The 17,382-nt window shown below is 58.0% G+C and carries 19 protein-coding genes; 14 read left to right on the forward strand and 5 right to left on the reverse strand.

The annotated features are described in order from the left end of the window. Positions 1–125 precede the first annotated feature (125 nt). The 11 genes from coxB (at position 126) to BLU89_RS00175 (ending at position 10,138) form a co-directional block, all read left to right on the forward strand. Positions 126–1,037 carry a cytochrome c oxidase subunit II gene (coxB, locus tag BLU89_RS00130; RefSeq protein WP_074736230.1) on the forward strand — a complete coding sequence of 304 codons (912 nt, stop codon included), beginning with the start codon at positions 126–128 and terminating at the stop codon, positions 1,035–1,037. A gap of 73 nt (positions 1,038–1,110) precedes the next feature. Then, the gene (gene cyoE, locus BLU89_RS00135; RefSeq protein WP_074733470.1) at positions 1,111–2,067 is read left to right on the forward strand and encodes a heme o synthase; all 957 of its coding nucleotides are present in this window, start codon (positions 1,111–1,113) and stop codon (positions 2,065–2,067) included. Then, positions 2,064–2,225, forward strand: coding sequence for a hypothetical protein (locus BLU89_RS21460; RefSeq protein WP_010441671.1), 162 nt, complete (start codon positions 2,064–2,066; stop codon positions 2,223–2,225). Before cyoE ends, BLU89_RS21460 begins: the two co-directional genes overlap by 4 nt. Further along, positions 2,225–2,800 carry a cytochrome c oxidase assembly protein gene (locus tag BLU89_RS00140; protein WP_074733472.1) on the forward strand — a complete coding sequence of 192 codons (576 nt, stop codon included), beginning with the start codon at positions 2,225–2,227 and terminating at the stop codon, positions 2,798–2,800. Before BLU89_RS21460 ends, BLU89_RS00140 begins: the two co-directional genes overlap by 1 nt. Positions 2,801–2,822: 22 nt before the next feature. Beyond that, positions 2,823–3,638, forward strand: coding sequence for a cytochrome c oxidase subunit 3 (locus BLU89_RS00145; RefSeq protein ID WP_074733473.1), 816 nt, complete (start codon positions 2,823–2,825; stop codon positions 3,636–3,638). A gap of 166 nt (positions 3,639–3,804) precedes the next feature. Continuing rightward, positions 3,805–4,482 (forward strand): SURF1 family protein, encoded by a 678-nt coding sequence (locus tag BLU89_RS00150; RefSeq protein ID WP_074733475.1) that lies wholly within the window; start codon positions 3,805–3,807, stop codon positions 4,480–4,482. After that, entirely contained in the window at positions 4,479–5,867 is a 1,389-nt protein-coding gene (gene thrC, locus BLU89_RS00155; protein WP_074733477.1) for a threonine synthase, read from the forward strand. Before BLU89_RS00150 ends, thrC begins: the two co-directional genes overlap by 4 nt. Continuing rightward, positions 5,864–7,126, forward strand: coding sequence for a M16 family metallopeptidase (locus tag BLU89_RS00160; RefSeq protein WP_074733478.1), 1,263 nt, complete (start codon positions 5,864–5,866; stop codon positions 7,124–7,126). Before thrC ends, BLU89_RS00160 begins: the two co-directional genes overlap by 4 nt. Then, complete coding sequence (locus BLU89_RS00165) at positions 7,126–7,710, forward strand: GNAT family N-acetyltransferase (protein ID WP_074733480.1); 585 nt, start codon at positions 7,126–7,128, stop codon at positions 7,708–7,710. Before BLU89_RS00160 ends, BLU89_RS00165 begins: the two co-directional genes overlap by 1 nt. A 155-nt stretch (positions 7,711–7,865) precedes the next feature. Further along, on the forward strand, positions 7,866–8,684 hold the full coding sequence (locus tag BLU89_RS00170) for an MBL fold metallo-hydrolase (RefSeq protein WP_074733482.1): 819 nt from the start codon (positions 7,866–7,868) through the stop codon (positions 8,682–8,684). A gap of 38 nt (positions 8,685–8,722) precedes the next feature. Next, a complete protein-coding gene (locus BLU89_RS00175) occupies positions 8,723–10,138 on the forward strand; it encodes an FAD-binding oxidoreductase (protein WP_074733484.1) in 1,416 nt (471 codons plus the stop codon). Positions 10,139–10,174: 36 nt separating this feature from the next. Here BLU89_RS00175 and BLU89_RS00180 read toward each other — a convergent pair whose 3' ends face one another. Further along, positions 10,175–10,657, reverse strand: a complete 483-nt coding sequence (locus BLU89_RS00180; protein ID WP_074733486.1) for a fasciclin domain-containing protein — start codon at positions 10,655–10,657, stop codon at positions 10,175–10,177. A gap of 172 nt (positions 10,658–10,829) precedes the next feature. Continuing rightward, complete coding sequence (locus BLU89_RS00185) at positions 10,830–11,369, reverse strand: adenine phosphoribosyltransferase (RefSeq protein ID WP_074736232.1); 540 nt, start codon at positions 11,367–11,369, stop codon at positions 10,830–10,832. A gap of 294 nt (positions 11,370–11,663) precedes the next feature. Here BLU89_RS00185 and BLU89_RS21465 point away from each other — a divergent pair, with 294 nt between their 5' ends. Continuing rightward, a complete protein-coding gene (locus tag BLU89_RS21465) occupies positions 11,664–11,837 on the forward strand; it encodes a hypothetical protein (protein ID WP_176797639.1) in 174 nt (57 codons plus the stop codon). A 2-nt stretch (positions 11,838–11,839) separates the two neighbouring features. Here BLU89_RS21465 and BLU89_RS00195 read toward each other — a convergent pair whose 3' ends face one another. Next, positions 11,840–12,469 carry a LysE family translocator gene (locus BLU89_RS00195; RefSeq protein ID WP_074733489.1) on the reverse strand — a complete coding sequence of 210 codons (630 nt, stop codon included), beginning with the start codon at positions 12,467–12,469 and terminating at the stop codon, positions 11,840–11,842. Positions 12,470–12,521: 52 nt separating this feature from the next. Then, the gene (locus BLU89_RS00200) at positions 12,522–13,538 is read right to left on the reverse strand and encodes a DUF418 domain-containing protein (RefSeq protein WP_083347653.1); all 1,017 of its coding nucleotides are present in this window, start codon (positions 13,536–13,538) and stop codon (positions 12,522–12,524) included. A 223-nt stretch (positions 13,539–13,761) separates the two neighbouring features. Between BLU89_RS00200 and BLU89_RS00205 the strand changes: the two genes are divergently transcribed. Beyond that, positions 13,762–14,619 carry an alpha/beta hydrolase gene (locus BLU89_RS00205; protein ID WP_074736234.1) on the forward strand — a complete coding sequence of 286 codons (858 nt, stop codon included), beginning with the start codon at positions 13,762–13,764 and terminating at the stop codon, positions 14,617–14,619. Between the two features lie 2 nt (positions 14,620–14,621). Here the strand turns inward: BLU89_RS00205 and BLU89_RS00210 are convergent, their stop codons facing one another. Beyond that, positions 14,622–15,494 carry an S-methyl-5'-thioadenosine phosphorylase gene (locus BLU89_RS00210; RefSeq protein WP_074733493.1) on the reverse strand — a complete coding sequence of 291 codons (873 nt, stop codon included), beginning with the start codon at positions 15,492–15,494 and terminating at the stop codon, positions 14,622–14,624. A gap of 205 nt (positions 15,495–15,699) precedes the next feature. Here BLU89_RS00210 and BLU89_RS00215 point away from each other — a divergent pair, with 205 nt between their 5' ends. Further along, positions 15,700–17,364: a SulP family inorganic anion transporter gene (locus BLU89_RS00215; RefSeq protein WP_074733495.1), complete on the forward strand. Its 1,665-nt coding sequence runs from the start codon at positions 15,700–15,702 to the stop codon at positions 17,362–17,364. Positions 17,365–17,382: the final 18 nt, after the last annotated feature.

The following is a 17,382-nucleotide window of genomic DNA, read 5'->3' on the forward strand; positions in this document are numbered from 1 at the left end:
GCAAGCATTTTGCTTTATCTACCCGAAGGAATATGGTTTTTAACGCGGCCAAAGACAACGGGAGAGGTGCGACCGATTCACACCTTTTCGCGAGAGAAGCAAAGATCAAACGATCAGGACAGAAAATGAAGAATGCTTTGATGCTTTCCGGGCTTGCAACGGCCCTCTCCAGCCTTCCCGCTATGGCTCAGGAGCTTGAGATTATTGGCAAGCCGGTCGCTGGTGGCATGGGGTTCCAACCTGCGGCGACCGGCCTTGCCGAGGGAATTCAGCGACTGGATAGTATGATTTTGGTGATCATCACCGTGATCTGTTTGTTTGTTGCGGGTCTGCTGCTCTATTGCATCGTGCGCTACAATCAGCGCGTTAATCCCAAACCTGCACGATTCTCGCATTATACTCCGGTTGAGATCGCATGGACGTTGGGACCGATCCTGGTTCTGGTTTTTATCGGGGCGTTCTCGCTGCCGGTTCTGTTCAAGCAACAGGAAATCCCCGAAGGTGATATCACCATCAAAGTCGTGGGGAACCAGTGGTATTGGACCTACGAATATGTCGATCATGATTTCGCCTTCGACAGCTATTTGCTGGGTCACCCGGCCACTCTGGATGAGGGCGCGCGCCCTGCGGATGCAGATGTGACGCCATTTGTTCTGGATGATGCGATGCGCGCCAAGCTGACCGATGCGGGCTACAGCGAAGATGAATGGCTGTTGGCTACGGACACGGCAGTCGTTGTTCCGGTTGGCAAGATCGTTGTCATGCAGGTCACCGCCTCGGACGTGATCCACTCATGGACGATTCCTTCGTTCGGCGTGAAGCAGGACGGTGTGCCGGGGCGTTTGGCCGAGCTATGGTTCCAAGCTGACAAGGAAGGCATCTATTTTGGTCAGTGCTCGGAACTATGCGGTAAGGATCATGCCTATATGCCGATCACCGTCAAAGTGGTCAGCGAAGCGGCTTATGAGCAGTGGCTGCAAGGCGCGCTTGAGGAATATGCGGGTCAGCCTGTTTCCTATCAGGTGGCTTCGAACTAAGCCCTTCGCGGCCTAGGTAAACACATGCAGGCTGCGCGGCTTACGCGCAGCTTTTGCCCCAAAAGGACCAAACATGAGCGACGCAAGCTTCAACGCCAGCACCGTAGCCGCACATGCCCGTGCGGACGAGGCCAGCTTTGGCGATTACTTTGCCCTGCTGAAGCCGCGTGTGATGTCTTTGGTCGTGTTCACGGCTTTGGTCGGACTGCTTGCTGCGCCGGTTCCGGTGCATCCGTTTGTTGGATTCTGCGCCATCCTGTTCATCGCAATCGGCGGCGGGGCATCCGGCGCGCTGAATATGTGGTGGGACGCGGACATCGACCGCGTGATGAAGCGCACCAAGGGGCGTCCGATCCCTTCCGGCAAAGTTGAAGAAGGCGAAGCGCTGGCGCTGGGTCTGGCCCTATCCGGCCTGTCCGTGATCATGCTGGGTCTGGCGACCAACTGGTTCGCTGGTGCGTTTCTTGCTTTCACCATCTTCTTCTATGTCGCCGTCTATACAATGTGGCTGAAGCGCTCGACGCCGCAGAACATCGTCATCGGTGGCGCAGCTGGGGCATTCCCGCCGGTCATCGGCTGGGTCGCGGCCACAGGTTCGATGACGCTGGAGCCATGGTTGATGTTCGCCCTGACCTTCATGTGGACCCCTCCACATTTCTGGGCGCTAGCGCTGTTCATGCGGACGGATTACGACGATGCGGGCGTACCCATGCTGACTGTCACCCACGGACGCCGCGCGACGCGCTGGCATATTCTGGTCTATACCGCGCTTCTGGCGATTCTGGCAGTCGGCACTGCGTTCTCAGATATCGGCGGCCCGATCTATCTGGTTGTAGCTCTGGTGTTGAACGCCTTGTTCCTGCGGGGCGCTTGGCAAATCTCTCGTCGGAATGAAGACGATGCAGAAACCGACAACTTCAAGGTTGAGCGCAGATTCTTCAAGCTGTCGCTGCTTTATCTCTTCTTGCATTTCGGGGCGATCTTGGCTGAGGCCCTGCTGAAGCCCTACGGGCTGGGGGGCTGGTCATGAGCCTGCGCAAAAGCCACGAACTGCATCAGCGCCGTTTCAGCCGCAATCTGGGCGTAGGCCTGACGCTGGCTGCGTTCATCGTGATCATTTTCGGGCTGACGATCGTTAAGGTCTCGGGCACCGATTTCAACATGGCACCGCAAGAGGTGCAGAACTGATGGCGCTGACGGGACCTCAGAAAACCGTTGCGCAAACGGTTGGCGTGGTTGTCCTGATGGGCAGCCTGGCCTGGGCGTCCGTGCCGTTTTATGACTGGTTCTGCCGCGTCACCGGATTTGGTGGGACCACCGGCGTGGCAGATGTCGCGCCTGACGAGATTCTGGATCGCACTATCACTGTGCGCTTTGACGCCTCCAAGGCGAAAGACATGCCGTGGGAGTTCAAACCGGTCGAACGCGAGATGGAAATCCGCATTGGCGAGACCGGTCTGGCCTTCTATGAGGCATATAACCCGACCGACAAGCCAATTGCCGGGCAAGCGTCATACAACGTGACGCCTTACTCGGCCGGGGGGTACTTTGAAAAGATCGCCTGTTTCTGCTTTGAAGAACAGGTTCTGCAACCAGGTGAGCGCGTTGAGATGCCGGTCACTTTCTTCGTCGATCCCGAGATGATCGAAGATCTGGAAGCCAAGTATGTGCATACGATCACTCTGTCGTATACATTCTACGAAATTGACCTGCCCGAGGGCTATGCCGCCCTTGATGTGCAGGCTGATACAAACAAGAACTAACGCCTGTAGGTGAGGGACGCTGATGGCACACGCTAAAGACCATGACTACCACATTCTGAACCCCTCGATCTGGCCGCTGATCGGCGCTGTCAGTGGGTTTGTGATGCTGTTCGGAGCTGTTCTATGGATGCACGGGGTCACCCCGTGGATCTTTTGGATGGGCCTGATCGGCGTTCTGTATACCATGTTCGCCTGGTGGTCCGAGGTGGTGGTCGAAAGCCGCCAGGGTGACCATACGCCGGTTGTGCGTATCGGCCTGCGCTACGGATTTATCCTGTTCGTGATGTCCGAAGTGATGTTCTTCTTTGCCTGGTTCTGGTCGTTCTTCAAACATCGCATGTACCCGATGTACGACTATGCCGGTACGGAATACATTCAGCCGGATATCCATGCAGTTGATCCGTTCCATCTGCCGCTGATCAACACTCTCGTTTTGTTGCTATCGGGCTGCGCGATCACCTGGGCGCACCACGCACTGGTGCATAACAATGACCGGAAGGCGCTGATTAACGGTCTGGCTATCGGTATCGCGCTGGGCATTGCGTTTACTGCGCTGCAGGGCTTTGAGTATTACGAGCTGCTGGCCCACGAGGGCTGGAAATTCGGGGATGACCAGTTCTATTCGAACTTCTTCATGGCCACCGGTTTCCACGGTTTCCACGTCATCATCGGGACCATTTTCCTGTCGGTTTGCCTGATCCGCGCACTCAAAGGCGATTTCACGCCCGAGAAGCATGTGGGTTTTGAGGCCGCAGCCTGGTACTGGCACTTTGTTGACGTTGTTTGGCTGTTCCTGTTTTTCGCCGTCTACATCTGGGGCCAAGCCCCGCTGATGTGACGCCGATCAGGTGATCCAATTGCAAAAGCCGCCCCAAAGGGCGGCTTTTTCTCGATCAGGGCGCAAGATTGCGCCCGATACAATTGCGCGGTTGCAATTGCGCCTGCGCAGCCCTTAACAAGGCGCCGGTCCTAACATCCTGAAGCAACATCCAACGGCACCCTATATGCACCGCATCCTATTCCTGTTGATCTTCGGCCTCACCGGTCTGGGCGTGCTGGTATCGCTGGGAATCTGGCAGATGCAGCGGCTGGTTTGGAAACAGGGTATTCTGGCCGAGATCGAAACGCGTGTCGCAGCTGATCCGGTGGACCTGCCCGAGACTGTGGCGGATGTAGATCACAAGTATCTTCCTGTCACGCTAGCAGGAGAGATGGAGCCTGGGGAAATCCACGTTCTGGTCTCGGTCAAGCAAGTTGGTGCCGGGTATCGGATCATTCAGTCCTTCAGCACCGAAGACCGTACCATTTTGGTGGATCGTGGCTTTGTTCCGACGACTGCCAAGGGGGCCAAACGTCTGATCGGCCCGATGGAGGTCACCGGCAATCTGCACTGGCCGGATGAGATTGACAGCTACACGCCTGAGCCGGATATCGACGCCAACATCTGGTTCGCCCGTGATGTGCCAAACTTGGCGGCAGCGTTGGGGGCCGAACCCGTGCTGCTGATAGCCCGATCCAAGACCGACCCGGGCGTGACACCTCTGCCCGTGGACACGGCGGGCATCCCGAACGATCACTTGCAATATGCAATCACATGGTTTGGTCTGGCTCTGGTCTGGGCCGCGATGACCGGATACTTCCTGTGGCGCAGTCGCGCCCCTTCTGAGAGTGAAGAGCAATGAAATATGTCTCGACCCGTGGCCAAGCGCCGGAACTGAGTTTTGAAGAGGCCATGCTGACCGGGCTGGCCCGCGACGGCGGCCTGTACTTGCCCGCTGAAATCCCGGTGATGTCGCAGGACGAAATCGCCGCTCTGGCCGGTCTGTCTTATGAGGAAATCGCGTTCCGCGTGATGTGGCCCTATGTCAGCGGCTCGTTTGCCGAGGATGAGTTCAAGGCGATCATCGCCCGGGCCTATGAAGGGTTTGGTCACGATGCCCGAGCGCCCCTGAAACAACTGAACGAAAACCACTTCCTGCTGGAACTGTTTCACGGTCCGACGCTGGCCTTTAAGGACTTTGCCATGCAGCTGATCGGTCAGCTGTTCCAGGTGGCCTTGAAACGGCGCGGCGACCGCGTGACCATCGTGGGTGCAACCAGCGGCGACACCGGTTCCGCCGCGATCGAGGCGTTTCGTGGATTGGATGCGGTGGATGTATTCATCCTGTACCCGCATGGTCGCGTATCCGAGGTGCAGCGCCGCCAGATGACCACGCCTGCGCACAGCAATGTGCATGCCTTGGCCGTTGACGGAGATTTCGACGATTGTCAGGCCGTGCTGAAGGATATGTTCAACGATTTCGAGTTCCGCGACGGCGTGAAACTGGCCGGGGTGAACTCGATCAACTTTGCCCGGGTTCTGGCACAGATCGTCTATTACTTCTCGGCCGCCGTCAGCCTTGGCGCGCCGCATCGCAAGATCAGTTTTACCGTGCCAACTGGTAACTTCGGCGACATCTTCGCGGGCTACCTGGCCAAACGTATGGGATTGCCCATCGACCGGCTGGTGGTGGCGACCAATCAGAATGACATCCTGCATCGCTGCCTGTCGGGTGAGGGGTATTTCAAAGGTGATACGATCCCGTCGATCAGCCCGTCGATGGATATTCAGGTCAGCTCGAACTTTGAACGTGCGCTGTACTACGCCTATGGCGAGGATGGCAGTGCCGTCGCTCAGTTGATGGACGAGCTCGGGAATGGTGGCTTCAATGTCAGTCAGGGCGCGATGGAAGCCCTGCGCGAGAGCTTCGATTCGGGCCGCGTGTCCGAGGACGAGACGCTAGAGACGATCAAGCACACGTTGGCCCGCAACGTGGAACTGGTTTGCCCGCACACGGCCGTTGGCATCAAGGTCGCCGAAGAGTATCGTGCAGCAGATGTGCCGATGATCACTTTGGCCACCGCGCATCCGGCGAAATTTCCGGCAGCGGTCGAGAAAGCAAGCGGCGAACATCCGCCTCTTCCATCCCGCATGTCTGATCTGTATGAACGTCCGGAACGGGTGACCCGCATTGCCAACGATTTGGGCACCCTTGAGGATCATATCAGAAGGCATATTGCTGAGTGACTGTCAGACAAGACCAACTGAAGAACGGCTTTCGTATCGTCAGTGAACACATGCCGGGGCTGCAATCTGCGGCCATCGGCATCTGGGTGACCGCCGGCGGGCGGCATGAGCGGATCGAACAGAACGGCATTGCGCATTTCCTTGAGCATATGGCGTTCAAGGGAACCGAGCGGCGTTCCGCGCTGCAAATCGCTGAGGCAATCGAGGATGTGGGCGGATACATCAACGCCTATACCTCGCGCGAGGTGACGGCTTATTACGCGCGCGTCCTCAAGGATGACGTGGCGCTGGCGATGGATGTCATCGGCGACATCGTTCTGTACCCCGTCTTTGATCCGCGCGAGATCGAGGTCGAGCGTGGAGTGATCCTGCAAGAGATCGGTCAAGCCTATGACACGCCCGACGATGTAATCTTTGACTGGTTGCAAGAGCAGAGCTATCACGATCAGCCGCTGGGCCGGACCATTCTGGGCCCAACTGAGCGAGTCAGCGCGTTCTCACGCGAGGATTTGTCGGGCTTTGTGACCGAACATTACGGGCCGGAACAGATGATCCTGTCTGCGGCGGGTGCTGTGGATCACGATGCGTTGATGAAACTAGCCGAAGAGATGTTTGGCCATCTGCAACCGCGCAAAGGTCTGATCCCCGAAGCGGCGCGATTTACCGGCGGTGAGGCGCGGCAGGAAAAAGAGCTGGAACAGGCTCATTTTGCGCTGGCAATGGAAAGTCCGGGTTACCGTGATGATGCGATCTATACCGCGCAGATCTATTCGACAGCGCTGGGTGGGGGCATGTCCTCGCGCCTGTTTCAGGAGGTGCGCGAGACGCGCGGGCTTTGCTATACGATCTTTGCCCAGACCGGGGCCTATGCCGATACCGGTACGACCACGATCTACGCAGGCACCTCAGCCGATCAGGTCGCGGAGCTTGCCACGATTACAATTGATGAAATGAAGCGCGCTGCCGAGGACATGAGTGCAGAAGAAGTCGCCCGTGCCCGCGCGCAGATGAAGGCCGGGATGCTGATGGGGCTGGAAAGCCCCTCGAACCGTGCGGAACGTCTGGCGCGTCTGGTGCAAATCTGGGGCAGTGTGCCTTCGCTTGAGGATACGGTTGCCAAAATCGATGCGGTCAGCACCGAAGAGGTACGCGCTTTTGCTGAAAGCATGGCGGTGCAGGCTCCGGCCGCGCTGGCGCTTTATGGGCCGGTTTCGGGCGCGCCCACGCTGGCCGAGCTGCAGGAGAGGCGTGCGGCGTGATGCTGTTGGGCAGACGCAAGCTGAAACTCGAAACCGAGCGCCTGAGCCTGCGCCCGCCCGTGCATTCCGATTTCAACGATTGGGCCGCTTTGCGTCGGGCCTCAAGAGACTACCTGACCCCATGGGAGCCGATCTGGGCCAAGGATCACTTAAGCCGCAAGTCCTTCACCAACCGGGTCTACTGGGCGCAGCGATCGGTTGCCGGTGGTACGGCGATTCCGCTATTTCTGTTTCGCCGTACGGATAACGTCCTGCTGGGGGCCATCACGCTGGATAATATCCGCCGTGGACCGGCACAGGCCGGAACACTGGGATATTGGACCGGACAGTCCTTTGCGCGTCAGGGCTTCATGCGCGAAGCGATTGGCGCGGTGGTTCATCACGCCTTTACCCGGCTTGATTTGAGCCGGATCGAGGCCGCCTGTTTGCCGGAAAACGAGGCCTCGCGTGGGTTGTTGGAGAGCTCTGGATTCAAGTACGAAGGCGTGGCGCAATCCTATTTGCAGATCAACGGACGTTGGCGGACGCATGTTCTGTTTGCCAGCCTGCGATCTGACCGACGTGGCAAGACGGATGCGGGGTAGGGAGTTCTGCCCCCACCGGGGCAAGCGGCGCCTCTCCGGTTTTATTTGACCAGATGAACAAGGATGCCACACCAAACCGGGCATCGGTTTCATTCTCTTTGGATATATATGATCAAAGAACATGACTTGGCGGCATTCCACGCTACACTTGCGTTATGCGGTGGATTATTGCGGGACTGATGTTGATCGCTGGCGAGGCCGTGGCGCAGGAGCGGAGGCCGAGCCATTGCATCGCCATTGCGGATGCCGCACCGGGGATTGAATATTTCCACAGGACGGCATGGCAGGACCCGGTTCCAGAGTTTTCAGCCAGGATCAGCTATATCGCCCATGCGTCGTTTCTGATCCAGACACGGGGCGGGCTGAATGCGGTGACCGATTTTACCGGCTTTGTCGGCAGCGCTGCGGTGATCCCAGACATCGTGACTATGAATCATGCCCACAGCACCCACTGGACCGCTCATCCTGATCCAGCGATTCCACATGTGCTGCCGGGCTGGGGCGAGTTCGGAGAAGGCATCGAGCACCATCTCGATCTGGGCGAGATGCTGGTGCGCAACGTGCCGACCGATATTCGCTCGGTCTATGGTGGGGTAGAAGAGCGCGGCAATTCGATTTTTGTGTTCGAGGTAGAAGGGTTGTGCATCGGCCATCTGGGGCATCTGCATCACATCCCGTCGGACGAACAATTCGCCGCACTGGGTCGTCTTGATGTGGTCATGGCGCCAGTAGATGGCGGAACGACCATGCCGCTGCCCGAGATGATCGAGGTTTTGAAACGGTTGAAAAGTTCGATCATCATTCCGATGCACTGGTTTTCAGACTTCTCGCTTGAGCGGTTTCTGGTCGATATCCGAGATGAGTTTCTGGTTGAACGGGATGGAAAATCAGAACTCGTCGTCTCACTGCGGACATTGCCGGATCGACCGACGGTCGTGGTGTTGGAGCCTCAATACCTGATTGAGCAGGAATAGGGCTTGTCGCTGACCGTGGCCTTTGGCAGGGAAGGGATATGACATTGAATCCTGCCGATGACCGCTTTGCCAAAACGATAAGTGCCCAGCTGGGCGATGATGTTCTGCGACCGATTGCTGAACGGTATCTGGAAGAGCCGCGCCAGCGGTTCGTGGGGCAACCCGGGGTGCTGGCGTTGCCGCGCGATGCGGAAGAGGTTTCGGCGCTGGTGCGAATGGCTGCGGAAGCCTGTGTGCCGGTTGTTCCTTACGGTGGCGGCACCGGACTGGTGGGTGGGCAGGTTGTGCCGGATGGCCCTGCACCGCTGATCATATCGCTGGAACGGATGGCGGCGATCCGCGCCGTTTACCCGACCGAGAACATTCTTGTGGCCGAAGCCGGTGCCATTCTGGCCGATGTACAGGCCGCGGCCGAGGGCGCTGGCCGGCTGTTTCCGCTGTCTCTGGCGGCGCAGGGCTCCTGCCGGATCGGGGGCAATCTGGCCACCAATGCGGGTGGCGTGAATGTGCTGCGCTATGGCAATGCGCGCGATCTGTGTCTGGGGCTTGAGGTAGTACTACCCGACGGTAAGATCTGGCATGGGCTCAGCCGCTTGCGCAAAGACAATACCGGGTATGACCTGCGAAATCTCATGATCGGGTCCGAAGGGACGCTGGGGATTATAACAGCAGCGGCCTTGAAGTTGTTCCCAAGGCCGAAATCGGTGGGTACGGCGATGTTCCAGGTCGCCTCACCAGAAGCCGCCATTGATCTGTTGTCTTTGGCGCGGGATCAGGCTGGCGAGGCGGTCAGCGCATTTGAACTGATCCATGGGCAGGGCCTGCAATTCCTGACCGAAGTATTGCCTGAGGTACGGCAATCCTTCCCCAACCCGCCAAAGTGGAGCGTCCTGATCGAGTTAGGCCTTTCAGAGCGGCAGGACCCGTCGGACATGATGGGGGCGATTTATGTTGCCGCCGAAGAACGCGGCCTAGTCAGTGACGCGATCATCGCTCAGAGTGAAGCGCAGAGGTCCGAGCTCTGGACCGTAAGGGAAAACATTCCCGAGGCGAACCGGCTGATCGGGTCGGTCTCAAGTCATGATATCTCGGTCCCGATTTCCCGTATTCCCGAATTCATTCGGCGGGGGACGGATGTGGTCGCCGCGCAGGGGCCGTTTCGGGTGAACTGCTTTGGCCATCTGGGTGATGGGAACCTGCACTACAACGTATTTCCGCCCAAGGGCCGGGACAAGGCAGAGTTTGTAGGCCAGAGAGGGGCAGTCAAACGCGCCGTACATGATCTAGTGCACGAATTCGGCGGATCGGTCAGCGCTGAACATGGTGTCGGTCGGCTCAAAACGGGCGATATCGAGCGTTATGGCGATCCGGTCAGATTGCAGGCGATGCGCGCCATCAAGGCAGCGCTCGACCCGCAGGGGATCATGAACCCCGGAGCGGTGCTGGCACGTTAGACGCAACCCGGTCAGAATCCGGATCGCGCCGTTGCGTTACGATGCAGGCAGAATAACCTTGTCGATCACGTGGATCACTCCGTTCTCGGCCTCGATATCGGCCTGAACGACATTGGCATCATTGACCATCACGCCATTGTCCAGATCGATTGTGATATCGCCACCCTGCACTGTCGCTGCGGTCATGTCATCAGTCAGATCGCCCGACATCACTTTGCCCGGCACCACGTGATAGGTCAGGATCGCGACCAGCTGATCCTTGTTTTCCGGTTTCAGCAGGTTTTCGACAGTGCCCTCGGGCAGAGCTGCGAAAGCCTCATCCGTGGGTGCAAAAACGGTGAACGGTCCTTCGCCTTTCAGGGTGTCGACCAATTCGGCGGCCTGGACGGCCGCGACGAGTGTTTCAAAACTCCCCGCGCCGACAGCAGTGTCGACGATATCCTTGGCGTGCCCATCGGCCAGGGCAGAGGTGGTCAACAGAAAACTTGCAACTCCAGTAACAGCGAATTTGCGAAACATGACGTGATTTCCCTTGTTGAGAATGCCTGAAGTGGCATCAACAGGAGTACGGGAGTGCATCGCAAAAAGATCACTGAGATTGAACGAAACCTGCCATTGACAGACCAGTCAACCGCGCTAAGCCTCGCGCATTACAAAAGTCCAATCATGGTTTTGTGATCGGGCAGGACGTTCAGAGGCCTTCGAACTCGCACAGCACGTGCACATCCATGTCCATATCTTCCAGCATCTTGCGCCCGCCCAGTTCGGGCAGATCGATAATGAAAGAGCAGGATATGATTTCGCCGCCCAAGCGCTCGATCAGCTTGATCCCTGCCGCAGCGGTGCCGCCGGTGGCCAGCAGGTCGTCTACGACCAGAATCTTCTCACCCGGCTGGATCGCATCATCATGGATTTCAACTATGGCTTCGCCGTATTCCAGTTTGTAGTCTTGACTGATCGTGGTGCCCGGCAGCTTGCCTTTCTTGCGGATAGGCACGAACCCAACGCTCAGTTGGTGGGCGATGGCGCCGCCCAGAATGAAGCCGCGCGCTTCTAGGCCAACGACTTTATCGATCTGCTCACCTGCGTAAGGATGCAGCATCTGGTCGATCGCCATGCGAAACCCGCGCGGATCGGCGAACAAAGTGGTCACATCGCGGAACATGATCCCCTCGTGCGGGAAATCGACGATGGTCCGAATGTAATCCTTGACCGTTTTGTTTCTGGACATAGGCCACCCCTTTGGCATCGAACACCCGGGGGTGTTTGGCCCATCGGCGGCGGTCATGCAAGGAAAGTTTGTTGCCTGCGGCGACTTGCGGCGGCCACGCATTGCGCCGGGTCATCACAACAGGTGCGGTTTGCACCAAATGCGCTGAGCGCGCAAAACAAATGCCGGTGACCCACCAGGGTACATTGCCCTTATCCCGGTTTTTCGGTATGTGCGCGATATCTACAATCTATATGCGATGTATATACGATGCATCTTCGGGTGAAACCGGTGTCTGAACGGGGGGCGGAGTGCTTGGTTGGGAAAGACGGAAAGATATCGACAAAGAAAAACAGCCAGTTGGTGTTGCGCCTCGATAAGGATGAGCGAGACGCTTTTGTCGGGCTGTGCAAAGAGCTCGACACATCTGCTGCACGTGAAATCCGCCGGTTTATCCGGGGCTTCATGAAAGAAAACGCTGAAAGCTGAATTCACGCCGGACGGCGCAGCACTGCCGTCGCGACGCCCATCCCGATCAGGGTCAGGCCTCCGAACCGCGTGATCGACGTGATGACACCCGGGCGACCGATCATCTGGCGCAACCTGTCCGCGAGCAGCGCATAAGCCAGTGCGTTCAGCCACGCGAGGCCCACAAATGTGGCGATCAGGATGGCAAATTGCGGGCCCAACGGTTCTGCAGGGCGTAGAAACTGCGGAACAAAGGCGATGAAGAATGCGATGGATTTCGGGTTCAATGCGGTTACGGCCGCGGCGTGGCCAAAGACACTGCGGGCGGTCACGTCACGCCCGGTCTCGACCGCCTGCAACCCGCTCGAGGGTGCGCTGCGCAGCAGCTTGATGCCCAACCAGACCAGATAGGCCGCCCCCACCCATTTCAGAACCGAAAACAGAGTGGCCGAGGCCAACACCAGCGCGCCCAATCCCAACAGCGAGGCCGTCATGGCCACCAGATCGCCCATGGCCACCCCGGTGGCCGAGGCGACGGCGACGCTGCGCCCTTTCGACAGCGCGTAACTGAGCACCAGTAGAACGGTGGGCCCCGGGATCAGCAGCAGGGCGGTGGATGCGGCTACAAAGGCCAGCCAGAGTTCAGGCGACATGGGAAATCCTACGGATGAGTTTCCCACACCAAGCCCCGGTACGACGGCAAGGTCAAGCTTTTACGCCTTCGGTCACGCGTCGCATGATCGCCTCCAGCGGGCCGCGTTTGAACTTGCGGAACCAAAGCAGCGCACACAGCGAACAAGCAACACAGAACGACAACGCGTACATCGCAATCTGCGGCGCGTTCAGTGATCCATCCAGTAACCCGAGCTCCTCTAGCAGGCCCATGCCGATCAGGATATGCGCCACATAGAGCGTCAGGCTCTGCCGTCCGGGTGCGGTTAGAAACGGTGCCATTCGGATGCGCTCGATCGTCGGCCAGAACTTCAACAGCAATCCAATCACCACGCTGGCCGTGCCGGCTCCTGCCATGATATAAAATGGCCCCGGCGGAATGGATTCAGTCCCCAGATAGGCCACCAATTCCGGGTCCGATGCCATCATCTGTGGAAACTGCGCCAGCACCGCCGCACCAAATCCCCACATGATCAACCGGTGCTGAACACAAAGTGTATGAAGCCCGGATCGACCAATCGCCATCCCGATCAGCAGAAATGCCGCCCACGGGAACACCGGATGCCAGCCGTTGAACAACGCGTTGCGCAAAAACCCGGGCAGGGTCCAGAGGTCGGTATAAGCCAGCGCGTCCCAATCCCAACCCTGATCATAATTCAGGATCAGATTGGCGGTTACGGAAAGGACAATGATCGCCAACGCGCCCAGCCACAGACCGCGCCGAGAAGCTGTCAGAAACACGACCCCAACGACAAAATACAGCGCGTAAAAATGCAGGATGTCGGCGTCAAATACGGTCATGTTGATTAGGCCGATCACAAACAAAAAAGCAGCGCGGCGCAGCAACAACCCGGCTGAGATGCGTGACAATCCAATACCGACCCCGGCGAGTACGACAAACAAAGCCGCCGCACGCCCTTCGAGTGAACCGATCAAAACAGAGGCCCAATCCGTACCCGGTGCGACCTCAGCCGCGATGCGGAAGTTAACCAAAACCATGCCGCAAAAGGCTAAAAAACGGGCAGCATCCAGCGCATCCAATCGTTTCATAGGGTCTCTCATAGTTCTATGTGAGTTGGCTAAGTGTATGCCTTTTCATCAATAATTTGCATCAACATGGCGGGGCATTCGGGCTTTTCAACCGGTGCCGATCTCAATAGCAACGGGTTCTGGCTTTGCGGCAACAGGTTTAAGATTGGATGAAGCTTGACTAATGCTTCTTGAATCGCCCGCAGCAGCCCCCACTCTTGCATATCAACCCAAGGAGGGGCCGATGGTTCAGACCCAACATGCCAATACCGATGCGGATACTATCCATACCGCAATGGATCGCGCAAAAAGCGTGTTGGTGGGCCTTCTGTTGGCCGGAGCTGTCATTTATGCGGGCATCGTCGGTTACATGTTTTTAAACCAGCAATCCCTGCTTTATCAGCCCGATGGAGAACTTCCCGATCCGGCCAGCGTGGGTCTGGCGGATGTCGATGTTCTGTCTCTGCCGATGGCCGATGGTGCGGTTCTGACGGCCTGGTCCGCGCCCGCCGCAATCCCGGATGCGCCGACTGTTTTGTTCTTTCACGGTCAAAGCGGCAATCTGGGGGATCGCGCCGACCGTCTGCGCGAGATCCTCAATTCGGGCTACGGGTTGCTTGCGCCCAGCTATCGCGGATTTCCGGGCAGCGAGGGTGAGCCTTCGGAACTGGCCCTGATCTCAGACGGGGTTCAGCTATTTGACAAGCTATCTGGCGAAGGTGAAACCGTTGTTCTGCACGGCCAGAGCCTTGGAACCGGCATTGCGGCCGCTGTTGCAGCCGAGCGCCCCGATGCAGAGCTTCTGGTGCTTGAGGCCCCGTTCACCGCGACCGTGGATGTCGCTGCGGAACGTTATCCGTTTCTGCCGGTCACTGCCTTGATGAAAGATCAGTTCGCTACGCGCGAACTGATCGAACGCATCACGGTGCCGACACTAATCTTCCACGGGACCGAGGATCAAACCATCCCCCTGCATCACGGTCAGGCGCTGGCCGAGATGTCAGACTCTGCGCAGCTTTATGTGATCCCGAATGGCACCCACAACGACCTCTGGTCGTATGGATTGTGGGACGACGTGCACCAGCAACTACAGAAAAACTGATCTCAGAGCACCCGAGCAGCCACCGCGTCCAGCTTTGCCAACAACGCCGGGTCGCGCTTATCGGGCGCGGTCAGAATGGCAAATTCCAACGCCCGGTCGCAGCCATGCGGGCAGGGCGCACGCTCGGCCCCTAACAGAGCAGGCAGGCCTTTGACCAATGACCGGCCCTTTTCGGCATTTCCTGTCAAGGTGGCGATGATGGAGGTCACGTCCACCTCTCCATGATCCGGGTGCCAGCTGTCATAGTCGGTAACCATGGCGACCGATGCATAGCAGAGCTCGGCCTCGCGGGCGAGCTTCGCCTCGGGCATATTGGTCATGCCGATCACGTCACAGCCCCAATGCTCGCGATACATCTTGGATTCCGCCAATGATGAGAATTGCGGCCCTTCCATTGCCAGATAGGTGCCGCCCCGGTGAACCGTGATGCCAGCGGCTTTGCCAGCCGTTTCACATGCATCCGATAGTCGCGGGCAGGTGGGATGTGCCACGCTGACATGGGCAACACATCCGGTTCCGAAGAAACTCTTCTCGCGGGCAAAGGTTCGGTCGATGAACTGATCCACGATCACGAAATCGCCAGGCGCCATATTTTCGCGGAACGACCCGCAGGCGGAAACCGAGATCACATCCGTAACGCCGAGCCGTTTCAGCGCGTCGATATTGGCCCGATAGGGCACTTCGGTCGGCGAGTGCACGTGACCGCGCCCATGTCTTGGCAGAAACGCCATCCCCACCCCGTCCAGCGATCCGGTCAGGATCTGATCCGACGGCGCACCCCACGGTGTTTCCACCGTAACCCATTCAGCACTTTCCAGACCGTCAATGTCATAAATGCCCGATCCTCCGATGACGGCGATTTTAGTTTGGGTCACGTGCGCTCTCCGCTGAAAGTTCCTGTTGAATGAGTTCTGCGGGCCGCGACCCTTTTTGACAAGTGGCTTCAACGGTTTGTGTATTTTTCCTGAGAGCCATGCGTCTTGCGCATATCAGGGTCCCGTCCAGCGCGGTATCTCTGGCGAGGCAGGACGAGTAAAAGACCCCTTTCGCGCGAACAAAACAGACCGTCAGGACCATCCCATGCCCCGAGCCATGCTGGCAAGCTTTGCCAATCGTATAGCTAGACCCGATCTTCGTTGGGTCCCGGATGAAGGGTTGACCTTTACGCGTCTGCGGATCGAGTTGCTGTCAGGTCTCACTGTTGCCTTGGCGCTGGTGCCCGAAGCTGTGGCATTTGCCTTTGTCGCAGGGGTGCATCCGCTGGTCGGGCTCTATGCTGCGTTTCTGGTTGGTCTGATCACTGCGCTGATCGGGGGGCGTCCAGGCATGATTTCGGGTGCAACCGGGGCGTTGGCCGTGGTGATGGTCGCTCTGGTCGCGCAACACGGGGTCGAATACCTGTTCGCGACGGTTGTTTTGATGGGGATCATGCAGATTATCGCGGGTGCAATGCACTGGGGCCGTTTCATTCGACTTGTACCGCATCCGGTAATGCTGGGCTTTGTGAACGGGCTTGCGATTGTGATCTTTCTGGCCCAGATGGGTCAGTTCAAGGTTCCCGGAACCATGGAAAACACCGGCCACGGCATGAGCGGGGGTGAATGGCTTTCGGGTATGCAGCTTTATACGATGCTGGGTCTGGTCGCACTGACCATGGCTGTGATCTGGGTCATGCCGCGTGTCACACGGATTATTCCCGCCCCACTGGCCGGGATCGTCGTTGTCGCGGCGCTGGTCATTGGCTTTGGTCTGAACGTACCGCGCGTTGGTGATCTGGCTTCGATTGAGGGCGGGCTGCCCACCTTCCACATCCCAATGGTGCCGTTAAACTGGGAAACCTTCACGATCATTCTGCCCTATGCTGGCATACTGGCTGCTATTGGCTTGATTGAATCTCTGTTGACCCTCAACCTTGTAGGCGAAATCACCGGTAAACGCGGTGGGGCCTCGCAGGAATGTATCGCGCAAGGCGTCGCCAATGTGACCACTGGGTTTTTTGGCGGTATGGGCGGGTGCGCAATGATCGGTCAGTCAATGATCAACGTGAAATCCGGCGGTCGGACCCGAATTGCCGGGATCGCGGCTGCCCTGTTCTTGCTGGTGTTCATTGTTCTCGATTTCGACACGCCATTCGGTACCGTTTCGATTCCAGCGCTGATAGAACAGATTCCGCTGGCGGCGCTGGTGGGTGTGATGTTCATGGTGGTGATTGGTACCTTCGCCTGGAACTCGCTGAATATCCTGCGCAAAGTACCTATGACGGATGCGTTCGTCATCGTGCTGGTTACAGCAGTGACAGTGATGGAAGACCTCGCGGTGGCCGTTGTGGTCGGCGTGATCGTCTCGGCATTGGCATACGCCTGGAACAACGCCAAACGCATCCACGCGGTCACGCGTGAATCAGAAACGGAAGAGGGCGCAAAGGTCTACGAAATACAAGGCCCGCTGTTCTTTGGGTCGTCCGAAGGGTTCGTGGAACTGTTCGACGTGTCAAATGACTCTGAAACCGTCATCATTGACTTTGCGGCCAGCCGCGTGGTGGACCAATCCGCGCTGCAAGCCATCGAGAATATTGCCGGCAAGTACGAGGCTGCCGGCAAGCGCGTCATGCTGCGACACCTGAGCCGTGACTGTCATAAGCTTCTGAACAAAGCGGGCCACCTGATGGTCGACAGCGACGATGACCCCGATTACGAACTGGCCGTGGATTACTCGGTCCGAACCGGAATTCTGGGCGGGCATTGACGATACCTTTACCAGGCT

Source organism: Ruegeria halocynthiae (assembly GCF_900106805.1).
GTDB lineage: Bacteria > Pseudomonadota > Alphaproteobacteria > Rhodobacterales > Rhodobacteraceae > Ruegeria > Ruegeria halocynthiae.